Consider the following 14,248-nt stretch of genomic DNA (forward strand, 5'->3'; position numbering starts at 1 on the left):
GATTCGACAAGGGGCGACCATTGTGCAATCGCAAGAAGATGACGGGGCGGAATGTCAATCCTGGTCTAACAGAGCCTTTTCTTTTTATTTACTCCCATTTTTTCTTGCACTCTACCCGAGTTGAAAGACCACAAATCTGTTGTCTGCTCTATTTCGTAATATTGGTGTAATCCCTCATTAACGCCTTTAATTTAATTATGTAAATTACGCATGCGTTTTATATAAAACGAGCAATGACGTCAGCAAAAAGGGTGCGAGAAAAAACGACGCCTTAGACGACTACGATTTGCTTTGGTGTTACCCTTGGTGTCAAAAAGAAAAAGGCCAGAGGCTTAACACCTCTGACCTGTACTTTTGATGGTGGGCGATACAAGATTCGAACTTGTGACCCCATCCGTGTGAAGGATATGCTCTACCCCTGAGCCAATCGCCCGTCGCCTTTCGGCAAAAGAGATACTATCATAGCCGCGCGTGGTTTACCAAGAACTTTTTGCCCTCGATTTTAAATTCGTGAGTACTAGCCAAGCCAAAGCAACCAAAGCAATCGGTAAACCAGCAGCTTAACCACCATTTAGCGCTTAATCCACGATGTCTCGGGACGGCAGATCAGTCGCGCGTTGTTGTAAGCCATGTCGAGTGTGAGGCAGGTGCGCGCGGCGTAGAAACCGTCCTCGCGCTGGATGGTCAGCGCCAGCTCGGGCTTGTCGCCGGTTAGGCACAGCGGCAGCAGCAGCTGGATCCGGCCGCCGTAGAACTGCGGCACGGCAAGCGTGTAGTTGGCGGCGGCGCGGCGGGCGGCCTCGACGACGGCGCCCTCAAAGGCGCGGCGCAACAGCAGCGAGTTGCCCTCCCCCATCAGGCTGGCAGGAATACGCGTAAGGTTCTCCTCATCGCCCAGAATGTGGTCGATGTTGGAACGGATGGGCAGGCGGTAGTCAAAGACCAGCTCGGAGGGGTCCTCGGCAAAGCGCACGCGGCACGGCAGGTACTCAAACGAGACCAGCATGGGGTCGCTCTCCTTAAAGAAGCCCTTCAAAAACCAGCGCTGGCGCGCGTCGGGCTTGGTATTGGGCTCAAACAGGCCGTAGATGGTCTCGTAGCGGCGCGTGTACAGGCCGGTGTTGAATAGGCAGCGATCGTCGTCGAACACCAACGGCAGGTTGGACGGCGCGGTCTGGTCTACGTCGCGCTCGGTCAGGAACACCGCGCGGCTAAACGAGAACGACAGGTAGTTTTTGAGGATGCGGTTACTGGGACCCCAGTCCTCGGGATCGGCGAGGTCGACAAGGCGGTCGTAGCAGGGCTCGGGGCAAAACGCAAAGTCGTAGACATTGCTGCACAGGGTGCTAGGGAGTTCCATGTGGCGTCCAATCCATTTTATAGTTGGCGTGCGGATGCTTAGATTTTATACGTGCGACTGGTCGCCGGCGCGAACAACGCAATTGCGCCTTAGCTCTTTGACGAGCTCGTCGCGGGAGCGGCTTCCGGATACGAGGTCCTGGATCCAGGCGTAGTGCGGGAAAAACCGAGATCTGTCGACCAGACCCCGGTTTTACGCTTTCGCGACATGCGTTTTAAATAGCAGATGTCTTGGGGCTGCTATGGCGGCCATGTAATTTGAAAAATGAAAGTCCGATCAACAAGCAGGGGTGCCGCGGCAAACGCCGAGGCACCCCGTCTCAGAACCTATATTGCTTTCCCCTAATCCTCTAAGTACTTAGAGCAATGCAAGGACAACAGCAACGACAATGCACGTGACACCTATCCCGAGCGGAAGCCGCGCCTTCTTCTCTTTGTCCTTAACAAGAAAAGCCTCGATTGCAGACGCAAGGACCAGAAATCCGCCGATAATCAGCAGGTCAAGCGCAACGAAACGGACGGTTGTAATATCGGAAGAGATCCCTCCGGCATTAACGTTCACGAGCGTAAAGATCGCGGCGAAGATGGCAAAGAGTGCCAGCACATTACCGTAAATACGAGATTCGATATTGGCAACTTCTTCCTTTTTGTCTTCAACCTTTTTGAGCTCTCCGGCATAGACGTCAGAATAGTCGGCGAGCCCATTAAAGTTAAGCTCATCGGAAAAGGCTCCATGGTAAGGATGGGCAACCGTGCCTTCGACGTGCTGGAATGCGACCTGCGCGATACCCTTAGACTTATCGAGGGTAATGGTACTGCCGCTTACGTTTGTAACACGATAGAACAGCCTAGTTCCATGGCCAGGGAAATAGAGCGGTGCATCCAAAGAAAGCCCCTGGCGAATGCGCGAATTGCGCAGAAGTACGCTAGCAGTCAGATTGTTGGGTAGCGCGACACATTCAACGCAAGAGACAAAAGTCGAGTCTCCGGGGCCAAGCTCGACCTCGAACTGCTTGCTTTCATTAATGTAGAATCCGTCGGTGCGCAAGTCATACGTAACCTGGCCGATGTTCGAAGCATCGGCGTTGAGCAGCACCTTGTTGTCGATGAGCTCCTGAATCTTAGTATCGCTCAAGTACATATGAACCACTTCCTTAGGACAACGAGTATAGCACTGAGGTATTCCGTTAACCGTTGTCCCCAAAAGGGGACATAGGGGAAGAAGGTTGAACATATATTTAACGCTCGGGCGCGCGGTTGCGGTTCCTATTCCTCGTCCGGAAGTAGAAACCTGGTATACATCTGAAAGACAGCAAGAAGAAATAGGTCTTCCATGGTCTCGATTCTTTCGTCTTCGAAACCACCTGGGCAACCATAGTCTCTATCGTCGACCTTGCCATTTGAATGTAACGTTGCTACATAGAACGCGAGCGTCGTTGCGAACCGGCAGGCCTCAATCTCGGTGCTCGTTTTGAAGCAATACGTCTTTTCTAGATCGGATATAGGAGTGGCGGAAGAGTCCTGCGACTCAAAATCCCTGGAAAGGATGTTAGCTATAGGTCGATCGTACTCGGAAGAATAGCCATCAGAGGGAAGGCAGGAAGCGTCCAAGCACTTTAGAGGACAATCGATTCGCACGGTTGGCATTTTCTCCCTTGCGTACCTGTCGAGGCTGCGTAGGACGTATTTCCCGTCGTCATAGAAAACCGTTTCATCTTTTGGGAAGCGATCGCAGAGGGCGTTTTCGGCGGCGGCGATACAACGATTAAACAGATCATTCTCTTTTCGCACTCGCAGGTCAAGATTACAATACTCGAGAATTAGATTCTGTACCTCTGGCACGAGACAACAGAAGTTCCGGTACATCTCGCGCGAATAGTAGAAGAGATCGTTGTGCATAGCCGCGACGGCGCAAAGCGGGATTAAGCCTCTGTCAGAGTAGTACCTCGAGATAAACTCAACCGCCTGTGCCCTATTCCCTTCGGCGTGTCTGCGTTCGTCTCTTTCGTCCTGACGACGTTCGAATTCTTCCATGCGCTTGCTCTGGCAATACTGTACAACGGCGACTGCAAACGCCAATGCTAAAGAGGCAGCCGCGCATATTAATTCAGCTAATTCGTTCCACTTCACAAGAATCTCCCACAATACTTAATGGTGTTGCAATTCTATATACCAAGTAATTCTACGCATGGGACATAGACCTCGACCACAGCAGCCGGATATACGCAAAAGAGGAGTTAGACCATACTGCTCGCACTAAAAATGAACTCAGCGAATCTAAATCCGCCTTGTGCCCGACCATGATCGCCGTATTGCGAAACTCCGTGTACTGCCGATATTGTGCTTGGGCACCGGAGCCTACATAGGTCCCGGTGCCCTTATTGCTGCTTGTGGTCTGCCCCACTTTATTGTTAATTCTTTTCTCGCGTATATTAATCCGGGTCTCGTTGTCATGATTTAGCCCATGGTTGCGTCCGCATGGACCCCGCCTTCGATAATTGGTTGCCTAAAGACAAATAAGCAGATAGCTATTCTTGTGGATGTCCCTTTCTTCCAAATGGAAGCTATTTCAGCAGCGATATGCGGCAGTCAGGAGCACAGTCCCCAGTAGGAAAAGCGCCACAGAGGCGACGACCCAGTTGTTGTCGCCGGTCTTGGGGAGTGCCGCAGTTGTTGCGTTGGCAGGCTTGGGCTTGACCGTCTTGGCGACCGTGGTCTTGGTTGCTGCCGTTGTTGTCTTGGTTGTCGTGGCCGCGGGTTTCAGCGCTGGATTTGTCGTGGGCCCTGTGGTGGGCTCTCCAGCAGCGGGGCTTACATCGGCGGGAGACTTGTCCGCGCTATCGCCAGGTACATCGCCCCCGTCAGTCTCCCCCGCCGGAGGCGTAGCGCCCTCGGGCTCAATCACTACATGCGGTGCCACTGCACCGGAGGCATCCACCACGCCACTAGCACCAAAGACCCCACCAGCAGGCGTCACAAACCGTGCGGACACAAGCGACCCGACCGTGCACGCAACACCGCCGTCGGCACCGGCCGCATCAAGCCACGAGGCGTCGACGGAAAGCCGGCAGCCGTCCACACCAGCGCTAAGGCCCGCGTCCTGCAGAAACACGCCATAAGCCCGCACGCCCGCTCCGGACCCGGCGCCCGCGGCAACGACGCGCCCGCCGCCGCGCACGGCCATGTCGCCGGCAATCACGCCGGCGACCGCCTCGTTTGTAATATCGGCCCCGTCTGCCCGCGCATCGACGGTGCAGCCGTCAACCACGAGCGCCTGCGACACGTGGATCCCGCACTGCGAGCCCGTCGCCGTCAGGGTCCCGGTGCCGCGAAGCGTCAGGTTGCCCCACACCTCCATGCCGCACAGCGTGATGTCCGCATCGGGCGCATGCGACTCCGTCACGGAGTTCTGCCCGGCAAGCGTCAGCACCAGGTCGCCCTCGGCGCCGATGGCCTCGCCCGCGTAGCCATTAAGCTCCAGGTGGTCGGCATCGGTCCAGACCCAGCCGGGGCCCGACACGCCCGGCTCGTAGTACGTCGCGCCCGCGATGATGAGGCTCTCCGCGCCAGCGGCATAAGAAGGCCCGCCCAGCAAAACGCATAGGCAGGCCATGGCAACAATCGGAATGTAATGACGGCTGGCGTGGGATTCGGCAGCAAACATACCTGCTCCGATCTTCGCAGGAGCCAATAGAATGTGCACCAGAAAATGCCCTGGTAGCAGCAATTTATAGTTTAGCGAGATCAATGCGGGAGCAAAGAGAAATCGTGTGGGCAATGTCCACAATTAGGTGTAAATCGTTTTGCCAGTCGGTGAAAGGAGGGATCAACGGATTAGATATCCATCTTATTAAAGTCGATGGAATATCCCATGGACTTGAGTTCTTTCAAGAGGCCGAACTCCCAACTGTCTGTTCCGGTATAAACGACGCCCTGTAGATCGGAGGGAATCTCGATACCTTTGTCAACAAGAATTGCAACGTTTTCCCTGCCAAGCCGACCAATAAAGTATCCGGCTTCAAATACAACATTTTGTCTAGCCCTGGGCTTTTCCGACTGTTCTGCCTGGGCTCTTCCTTCGTCGTCCGCCGTAAAAAGGCATACCGCTCCTGCTGCATCGCCTTCAATTTCCAGCTTTTCGATGATTGTCTTGCCCTGATTTGACTGCTCGTTTAGGACAACCGCCGTCAGGCCCTGCCTTTCGATGATTCTCGCGACCCTTTCTCTAAGCTCTCCGTTGTGACCATGAACGATAAATACCTTCGAATAATCTCCAACATTTGCAGTCGATCCGGTTTCCCCTTCGTCTGAAAACTCATCAAGGTATGTCTCCAGCACAGCTTTTGCACTGCGCAGGCCGTCCGCACAGGCTTCAACGAAAGCCGAGTCGGGCGTACCGGAGGTGAAGAAAGACAACGAGTAGCTGATTTTGTTAAAGCTTTTAAATTCGTAGCTGTCTTTTCCAAATCGCCTAATTAAAAGCCTGTCCGCCCTTGTCTTCCATGCTTTAAAGTCAGGCGAACTAGAGCTGATGTATTTCTTTGAAAGTTCGTCTGCTGTTTCGCACGACTGCTGCAAAATTTCAAAATCAGACATTAAGCCTTCTTTCTATAACCAATAACGGAGCTAAGAAGCATCTTATTCCAATGAGCGGCCAAATCTCTTTACTGTTTCCTCGGTGCCCCTATCGGAGATGGACTTGCCCAGTGCGAACTCAATAGCGTCCAGCAAAGCCATGACGCGAGCTTTGAAATAGGCATCAAAGTCATCATTAATGAACGCATCCCAGTCAATGAGATTCGATTCGATGACGGAGTTCACAGTGTTCGATGTCAGCTTTCTTAACGAATTTCGCTGAGTAGACGCTGGGGGCCGCGCCTCCAATTTCTGTGCCCGAATAGGAGTACGAGCACGTCGGTCAAGATGCATTCGGTGGTCAACATGGCGGGATCTATCTGCGAGCGGAAAACAAGCGGCGCTGCTAATGGTAGCGCCGCTCGCATCATCAAAGAAGAATCGTTATCGATTGTCTCTGGGACTTTTCGTTCAAAACCAGAGCATGTCGACTACTGCTTATCGAAGTACATCCACCCTACAGGCTGCATTAGATCGTAATAATCGACGGGCGTTTTGAAGCGAATCCTGCCCAAATAACCACGCTTTTCAGCAACCAACTGCATCTGTCTGCGTCACGGCAAACTCTTTGAATTGGCGTTGCGGCAAGTTTGTCTTAAGAAAATAAGGCTGTTAAGACAAACCCATTTTGACGTTTACGTAACGTCGACCATCGATCAAGCCGTATTATTCGGAGTTAGAATTATCGCCCCACGACGCTGAGCCGGTGACCATCCAATGATTTTTGGCATCGATATAGACATCGCCAATCTGATTGTCCAAGCATTCATCGGACTCGTTACCTTGGTGGCCTTGATTGTCGCATTCTGGCAAGGCAGCCAGAGCAAAAGGAACAGGGAGGACGACATCAAGCGGCATCAGCCATCCCGCATATCGGCATGGTACGAAGGGGATCGAAACCGAACTGATCAGCCCGAGGACAATCGGTTCGTCTGGCAATTCGTCGTGCTTCGAAACGAAAGCGAGTCCCCCGTCTACGACGTAATCGTCACCTGCGTCGGGATTAGCGGGGCCGGCCCCTCTTTCAAAGGTGAGGATAACCGCCCCGCTTATCCCAACCGCGTCTGCGTCGGCACGCTTCCTCCTGGAGCATGGTGCATATGGCTCCCGACGGAAGGGCACGGAATGGGAGTACGCACGGCACCCGAAACGGCTTTCACCGACGCAAGCGGAACTTCATGGGTTCGGCGGGGCAACGGAAGGCTCGAGGAGATCCCTATGGAGCCAACCTCGTTCTACAGGCTGCCCCTTCCCTTGACCTGGCACGGATGCAAGAAGCTGACCGAGTAACCCCTTGGCATCGTCGTTTCAGGCATTGGGTTTTCCGGACTGGGACGCGAACTTCCCCAGATGTTCCGGATAACGGGAAAGTCAGAACTATTCGGGTTTGCGAGGCGGGATCGAGAGAGCGACTCCGCCCTATTATTTCGATGCGTCCATGAATTGAAGTGAGATCGGCATCATCACCTCGAAGCACTTACATACAGATCCATATGGCAAAGGCAGCAATTCGCCACCTTGGTTGCAGCAGCGGAGGTTATTACTCAGGATACAAGCGGAAGTAGCCAAATAGGCGCTGGGCGCAACCGAGACGCAGCCAGAGAAGGGTGACATGAGAGTTGTTTCAGAGGATTGGGGTGATATGGATGAAGTTGACTGGTAAGTGCATCTCCAGGTTCAACGGATGGCTGATCAAGGCCGTCTTTAGGTTCACGTAGGGATCCGCTTTTGCTGACAAACAAACACGTGATTGATTTATGGCTTCCAGACGCTTAGCGTGTCTGGAAGCTCATTTATTTTATTGTCAGCAACCACGAAGCCAGCGCTGAACCTCGCCCTAGTAATTGCAACATAGAGCTTGGAGCGTGTCTGCGGCTTCAGATCCGTCGAGGCATCTTGCAACCAAGAGGCCATATCGGCAACTGGATAAATCAAAACATGGTCATATGTTCGGCCTTTTGCTTTGCCGAAGTTGCAGATCGATGAAGCGTTCGCGGTCTGAGTGGCGACGCTACGTCTCAAAATCACTGGATCCAAAAACTCGCAATACCTTTGCGCAAGTGACTCTGGAATGGCCCAAACTCCATTATGGGTTTCATTTGAGGCGGCGCGCAAAGATGCGGTTGGTGAAAACTCCGGATAAACCATGTTTGCGAATCGCCATTCTTGATTTGCTGCTTTTTCGTTATCTTGTCTATGCAATGCAACTGAAACGCATCGGTGTCTCATCTGCAAATACTCGTAGGGCGATAAATGATTATTTAGCCGATCCTTCTTCGAATCCGAAAAGCAAACCGTCCTCATTTGGTAAACAGCCCCGTTCGACGCATTCCAAGATTAGCGCTTGCAATAATTTTGCAGAATCGGAAACACAAGACTCAGAAGGTTGTTTTCCCTCATGAACGGCTTCTGACCTTGCTCTATATAGTTTCTTTATTTCTTGCTGTTTTTGCTTGCCTCCTCCAAGAAACAAAGCTGCGAGAGTACTGACACGAAAAACAAGTTCGCTCCGGACTCCAAACAATGACTCAATCCCAGCCCATATAATCGCCATTTGAACTGAAGGTCGAAGCGATTGCTTGTAGCTCCACAAGGAATTCACCGCGGTCTCAAATCGCGTGTTTTTATCAAACAGTTCCCATGCGTCCCGATAATGCTGTCTTATCCACTGCTTCTCTGAATCGTTGATCACTTTCAATTTTCTTGGAATGAACAACCTTGTAGAAAGAACAACATTGATTGCCGAGCATGGCGAAAAATCTTCTGTCCGCGAATCGCTCTGAACATGCCAATACAATTCGCAATTCAAAAGCGCGGACAATAGAACTATTGCAGATTGGGCATTCCAAACTCGAACTGCAAGCTCTTTGCCCTCTCCAACAACGCGCAACTGAGCTGTAGTTTTCCTAAGGACGGCAATCAAGACACCTAAATCGGTCTCATCTCCGCTGCCATATTTCATCACAGAATTTATCATGTCGTCCGGCGAGGCCTTGCACGTGGCCGGCAATAGAGAGAGGTGTTGCGTAAGCGGCAGCTCTTCGTCTATGGTTAATCCCATTAGGTATAGATATGAAGCAGCAGCCGATTCATTTACAACAATCATCATCTTCGCCCCCCTGCCATAGCGCTCTATACCTAATCCATCCGAACAGCGCCAAACTGAGAGACGTCGATTTCGCCCTACATGAGTTTGGGAAGCAATGCGTCACGCAGTTCGCCAAGAGCCTACGACTTGAGTATATTAGCCTATATGAGCTCAAGAATACCATTGAGCGTCGAAGTCGTTCTTTCTATTGCACAAGCTGGAGCAAACGGGACGTTCATCGACTTAATGTTTTTTAATGCAAGCTTGGTCTGAACGGCACCAACAGTTCCAAGCCTAATAGCTTCCATGCCCATTGAGCTACGAAGAAAGAAATACGACCACGCCGCAAAGTCGCCTTTAAACGAAGTAAGTTTGTTGCAATTCTCTGTGAGGTTTGCCTCATCGAGCGTTTTTCCGATATACGCCGTAAGGCCAATCGTTCCGACAACGGAAACAATTAGATCGCCAGTGTTGACAACGTAGCGCGAAATATTAGATCGTGTTTCATCGTCGATATATAGCATTTCCGAAGTGAGTAAGAGAACAGAAGCGTTGTTTAAGTCGCGGACTCGAATATATGGATGAGAGTTTGCCTCTGCAATTAGCTCTGAACCTTTAGGGAGCCTCTAACCGCCCTTGACTTCGCAGAATGACTCGACTGAACGGTAATGATTTTCTCGCTTGTTCTCTTCAATTGTTTGAGCAAAAAGGGCTTCTCCGAGTTCAGCTAAATAATCATTTACCGGAACATAGGCCTGCACTTCAGAATTGTTTCCATCGAACCAAGGGGAAAGGAGCCCCCGGTGGAAGCGATGATCAATATGGTTCTAACACAGATGTAGCCGGTTCTAGACTATCTGCAGATAAAGCAATCTTAAAAGCAGTGCTCGAAAGCACTATGTGTAGCCATGCCGAAAGCAGCGTGCCCAGCAACTCGAGTCTACTCGGTCTCTTCCTTACCGACAAGGAAGTTGAGGGGTGCTCTCCGAGAACAATCGCGTACTACGAAAGCACCCTCAAACCATATGAGGCATGGATGGAAGAGAAGACGATGCTGAGCGAAGACGGCCGAATCGTCAGGGTGGACAACCCATGGTGTTTGTTCTACATCGACACCGAGCTGGCACCTGCGCTAGACGAGAGCAGGTGCGGGAAATGGATGTTCTACTTCAACGATATCGAGTTCGCGGAGGAAGTCTGCCGCAAGGCGGCCCTCGGAATGGTCGTCGCGGAATGCAAGCACAGCTCATTCGAGTCCGTTATCGAGAACGGCAGAGGCGTCGCCTGCTTCTACCTGAACTTGGACGACGTCGAAGCACATCGCCGCGTTGTCGCATTCATGTTGGAGCATGGCCTGGTTCGGAAGACGAAGTCGGGGAAGCTGTATAACATCGGCTTCAAGTTGGATGACCAGGCACGGGCGGGAGAATATGGAGCCGGTTTCAAGGCACGAATCACGTTGAGCGATCGCTCGAATTAGGCGAATTTTACCTGCGAAGAACAATGAAGGGCGGGGGTGTATCGGCTAATGCCGAACACCCCCGCCCTCGACGCGGTTAAAATAGCGAATGATTGAAGCGGATCAGCCTGGTTCCGCCCTCTCCCCTAGTCCCGTTTAAACAGGTCCCTCGTGTACGCCTTGTCCGACACGTCCGCGAGCTCGTCGCTCCAACGGTTGGCAACGATCATGTCGCAGCCGGCCTTGAAGGCCTCCAAATTGTGGGTGACCTCGAAGCCGAAGAACTCCGGCGCGTCCAGCGTGGGCTCGTAGACCACCACGGGCACGCCCTTGGACTTCACGCGCTTCATGACGCCCTGGATGGAGCTCGCGCGGAAGTTGTCGGAGTTGGACTTCATCGTCAGGCGGTAGACGCCCACGACCGGCTTCTCCTTGCCGGCGTACACGCGGTCCCACACCATCTGCAGCACCTCGTCGGCCACGAAGTCCTTGCGGGTGCGGTTGGCCTCCACGATGGCCTCGATCAGGTTCTGCGGCACGTCCCTGTAGTTGGCCAGCAGCTGCTTGGTGTCCTTGGGCAGGCAGTAGCCGCCGTAGCCGAAGCTGGGGTTGTTGTAGTGGCTGCCGATGCGCGGCTCCAGGCAGACGCCGTCGATGACATCGCGGGTGTTGAGGCCGCGGACCTCGCAGTAGGTGTCGAGCTCGTTGAAGTAGGCCACACGCAGCGCCAGGTATGTGTTGGCGAAGAGCTTGACGGCCTCGGCCTCGGTGGTGCCCAGCACGAGCTCGGGGATGCCCTTCGAGCCGTCGGCGTTGACGCGATCGAGCTCGGCGGGGTCGGCGCCCTGCGCGAGCAGGCCGGCGAACTTCTCGGCGGCCGCGACGGCCTCTGGGTCGTCCTTGGGCGCGCCTACCACGATGCGGCTGGGATGCAGGTTGTCGTAAAGAGCTTTGCTCTCACGCAGGAACTCCGGGCTGAAGAAGATCTTGGAATCGCCCAGCCTCTCGCGAAGGCCCGCGGTGTAGCCGACGGGGATGGTCGACTTGATGACAATCCAGGCGTCCGGGTTCACCGAGCGCACGGCGGCGATGGCGGCCTCGACGGAGCTCGTGTCGAAGAAGTTCCTGTCCGAGTCGTAGTTGGTGGGCGTGGCGATGACGGCGTAGTCGGCGCCCGCATAGGCCTCGGCCACGTCCACGGTGGCGCGCAGGTCGAGCTGCCGCTCCCCCGCCTTGGCCTCCGCCAGGAAGCGCTCGATCTCGTCGTCCTGGATGGGCGATACGTAGCTGTTGATCTTCTCGACCTTCTCGGGCACGATGTCCAGCGCGTGCACCTCGTTGTGCTGCGAAAGCAGGACGGCGAGGGACAGGCCGACGTAGCCGGTTCCGGCGACGGCAATCTTCATTTTCTTCTCCGATTCGAATCGGGTATTAAAGTTAGGCATTAGTACGCATCGCTTCCGTTGAAGACCTCCAGAACCGTGAGGAGGACGATCTTGAGGTCCATGACGATTCCGCGCTTGGCTATGTACTCGAGATCACGGCGGACCATGCCGTCGAACCCGGTGGAGTTTCGCTCCGTCACCTGCCAGAGCCCCGTAATACCTGGCTTCACTGCTAGCCTCTGCAGGTCGTACTCGGTGTACTCAGCGACCTCGTTGGGCAGCGGCGGGCGCGGGCCTACCACGGACATCTGGCCCAGGAACACGTTCAGGAACTGCGGGAACTCGTCGATGGAGTGCTTACGGATGAACCTACCGATCCTGGTGACGCGGGGGTCGTCCCTCATCTTGAACATGGCGCCGGCGATCTCGTTCAGCCCCTTGAGCTCGGCGAGACGCTCGTCGGCGTCCTTGTACATGGAGCGGAACTTCCACATGCGGAAGGTGGACAGGCTGCCGTCGAGGCGGGTCTGGCCCACACGGATCTGGCTGTAGAAGGGGCTGCCCTCGCTCTCCAACCGGATGGCCGCGGCGAGAATTAGGCTTGGGATCGCGATAGCGACAAGCGCGACACTGCTGAATACGATGTCGAACGCGCGCTTAACGGCACGGTAGGCCAGGCGCGAGCGATCCCAGTCCATGATGGATTGCATGGCCTTGTAGCGACCGGCGCCCTCACGCCGTTCCATGGCCTGAGCGATGAGCGCCGCCCCCGCGGGCGCATCCGTTGCATATTGAGGTTTATCCGACACGTTCTCTTCCAACACTTCATCCCAGGGTCGGGGATCCTCCCTGTTCTGCATAGCGACAGCCCGCAGCTAGGCGATCGCCTTTTTAAGGTTTCGCATCACACGCTGCTCGACCGAAAGCACCGCGAGGCCAACACGAGTGGTTACGTGTCTGCCGCACAGGTCGAGCTCCAAATAAGCAGTGCTCTTGCGTCTGTTAATGGTTTTGATAAGGCCTTCGTGGCCCAGCAGTGGACCTGCCGTCACTACAACCTGATCACCGTTTTTTAGGGCCTCGCTCATGGGCACAACGCGGTCTCCCCTATGCGTAAAGCCGCCAATAAGCTGGACCTCTTCTTTTGCTAGCGGCACAAACTGACCGTCCTGGGATAGCACCCGGGCAAAGTCGTCCATGCGAAGCAGATACTGTTGCACGGTACGGGGATCTGCCGTGTCGCAGATAAGATAACCGGGGAACAGCGGCTTGGTCGTATTGACCCATTCGCCGTGTACCTTGATCTCGGTTTGAAATTGGGGATAAAAGAGCTCCTGCATGGTACCAGCCGGCACCATACGCTCGATGCGCTCGCGCATTACGTCTTCGCGACCGTTAATGACCTGGATCACATACCACACGAGCACCACCCCCTTGCTGTCTTACGTGTGGCTCACGGGGTTTGGGTATGGCTTCGCCAGGGCGCTTGTGCGCGGAGGCGCTCCATATTCAAACCCTGAGCCCAGTTAGACAAGCACGTGGCTCTGTCCCACCGTGAACGGTATGTATGAGTGCAGTTGCTAGAGACGCGGACGTGTATCGCAAAAATGACCGCGACTCCAGCTGGCTGCGTGCGAACAAGTCAAGCGGGTACAAAACTGGACCGCACGCAAACAGCTGAAGGACTGCCGTGGTTTGCCGTAACAACTTATTGCACCTTCTAATGCGAACTTATAAATAGCCGCAAAAACAAGTGCAAAACGTGCATGGCAATCGATATTGGAGCTCGTGGTTTTTCTAACACCGCCGTTACGGCCGGATGCTGATCGACCCTGCGCTATGTGGCATGTTGGAGCCGTGAGCACAGTTGAACCCATGTAACGTTAGCTATCCTAGCACAAGCTGTTAGCAAAACTGATTTGGGTTGTGTTGGACAACATATCGTTCATTTGGCGTGCTTAAGGGGGTTGTTTTTGGATGTTGTTCACGTTGGCGCAGGATATTGGGGTGCGAGCGGTGATTAAGGGCGATCCTGAAGCACAAATGGAACGGCGAGCTGCACTGATAATCACGTTTGTCTAACAAACTATGTACAGACATGGGAAATAAATTGTGCAACTTTTTGTTGGTGTGGGTGGGGTTTGTGGCGCGAGGTATTTTGGCATAAAAAAGGCCTTCGGAATTCCGAAGGCCTTTGCATTCACGATGGTGGAGACGAGGGGGATCGAACCCCTGACCTCTTGACTGCCAGTCAAGCGCTCTCCCAGCTGAGCTACGCCCCCGTGACGAGGAGATACTATAGGGGAAGTTGACTCGACGTGC

At 53.9% G+C, this 14,248-nt stretch carries 13 protein-coding genes and 2 tRNA genes; 1 reads left to right on the forward strand and 14 read right to left on the reverse strand.

What is annotated here, in order from left to right:
* Positions 1 to 358 precede the first annotated feature (358 nt).
* The 10 genes from I2H81_RS06695 to I2H81_RS06740 form a co-directional block, all read right to left on the reverse strand.
* Positions 359 to 433: transfer RNA gene (locus I2H81_RS06695), tRNA-Val, on the reverse strand.
* A 138-nt stretch (positions 434 to 571) separates the two neighbouring features.
* Positions 572 to 1,360: a DUF3825 domain-containing protein gene (locus tag I2H81_RS06700; protein ID WP_195644992.1), complete on the reverse strand. Its 789-nt coding sequence runs from the start codon at positions 1,358 to 1,360 to the stop codon at positions 572 to 574.
* A 357-nt stretch (positions 1,361 to 1,717) separates the two neighbouring features.
* Complete coding sequence (locus I2H81_RS06705) at positions 1,718 to 2,500, reverse strand: dCTP deaminase/dUTPase family protein (RefSeq protein WP_195644993.1); 783 nt, start codon at positions 2,498 to 2,500, stop codon at positions 1,718 to 1,720.
* Positions 2,501 to 2,625: 125 nt separating this feature from the next.
* Positions 2,626 to 3,489 (reverse strand): hypothetical protein, encoded by an 864-nt coding sequence (locus I2H81_RS06710; RefSeq protein WP_195644994.1) that lies wholly within the window; start codon positions 3,487 to 3,489, stop codon positions 2,626 to 2,628.
* A 439-nt stretch (positions 3,490 to 3,928) separates the two neighbouring features.
* The gene (locus I2H81_RS06715; RefSeq protein WP_195644995.1) at positions 3,929 to 5,023 is read right to left on the reverse strand and encodes a hypothetical protein; all 1,095 of its coding nucleotides are present in this window, start codon (positions 5,021 to 5,023) and stop codon (positions 3,929 to 3,931) included.
* Between the two features lie 170 nt (positions 5,024 to 5,193).
* Positions 5,194 to 5,955 (reverse strand): TIR domain-containing protein, encoded by a 762-nt coding sequence (locus I2H81_RS06720; protein WP_195644996.1) that lies wholly within the window; start codon positions 5,953 to 5,955, stop codon positions 5,194 to 5,196.
* Positions 5,956 to 6,660: 705 nt separating this feature from the next.
* On the reverse strand, positions 6,661 to 6,852 hold the full coding sequence (locus I2H81_RS06725) for a hypothetical protein (protein ID WP_147357110.1): 192 nt from the start codon (positions 6,850 to 6,852) through the stop codon (positions 6,661 to 6,663).
* An 897-nt stretch (positions 6,853 to 7,749) separates the two neighbouring features.
* Positions 7,750 to 8,142 carry a P-loop NTPase family protein gene (locus I2H81_RS06730; RefSeq protein WP_147332604.1) on the reverse strand — a complete coding sequence of 131 codons (393 nt, stop codon included), beginning with the start codon at positions 8,140 to 8,142 and terminating at the stop codon, positions 7,750 to 7,752.
* A gap of 109 nt (positions 8,143 to 8,251) precedes the next feature.
* A complete protein-coding gene (locus I2H81_RS06735; RefSeq protein ID WP_117769676.1) occupies positions 8,252 to 9,103 on the reverse strand; it encodes a hypothetical protein in 852 nt (283 codons plus the stop codon).
* Between the two features lie 140 nt (positions 9,104 to 9,243).
* Positions 9,244 to 9,684 (reverse strand): restriction endonuclease subunit S, encoded by a 441-nt coding sequence (locus I2H81_RS06740; RefSeq protein ID WP_117769675.1) that lies wholly within the window; start codon positions 9,682 to 9,684, stop codon positions 9,244 to 9,246.
* A 434-nt stretch (positions 9,685 to 10,118) separates the two neighbouring features.
* Here I2H81_RS06740 and I2H81_RS06745 point away from each other — a divergent pair, with 434 nt between their 5' ends.
* Positions 10,119 to 10,562, forward strand: a complete 444-nt coding sequence (locus tag I2H81_RS06745; protein WP_195644997.1) for a hypothetical protein — start codon at positions 10,119 to 10,121, stop codon at positions 10,560 to 10,562.
* 125 nt (positions 10,563 to 10,687) lie between these two features.
* Here I2H81_RS06745 and I2H81_RS06750 read toward each other — a convergent pair whose 3' ends face one another.
* The 4 genes from I2H81_RS06750 to I2H81_RS06765 form a co-directional block, all read right to left on the reverse strand.
* On the reverse strand, positions 10,688 to 11,947 hold the full coding sequence (locus I2H81_RS06750; RefSeq protein WP_195644998.1) for a nucleotide sugar dehydrogenase: 1,260 nt from the start codon (positions 11,945 to 11,947) through the stop codon (positions 10,688 to 10,690).
* A gap of 38 nt (positions 11,948 to 11,985) precedes the next feature.
* Positions 11,986 to 12,735: a sugar transferase gene (locus I2H81_RS06755; RefSeq protein ID WP_271817521.1), complete on the reverse strand. Its 750-nt coding sequence runs from the start codon at positions 12,733 to 12,735 to the stop codon at positions 11,986 to 11,988.
* Between the two features lie 66 nt (positions 12,736 to 12,801).
* Positions 12,802 to 13,353, reverse strand: a complete 552-nt coding sequence (gene loaP, locus I2H81_RS06760) for an antiterminator LoaP (RefSeq protein ID WP_271817520.1) — start codon at positions 13,351 to 13,353, stop codon at positions 12,802 to 12,804.
* 779 nt (positions 13,354 to 14,132) lie between these two features.
* Positions 14,133 to 14,208 (reverse strand) — tRNA-Ala (locus tag I2H81_RS06765).
* Positions 14,209 to 14,248 lie beyond the last annotated feature (40 nt).

Source organism: Collinsella aerofaciens (assembly GCF_015561195.1).
Classification (GTDB): domain Bacteria; phylum Actinomycetota; class Coriobacteriia; order Coriobacteriales; family Coriobacteriaceae; genus Collinsella; species Collinsella aerofaciens_AC.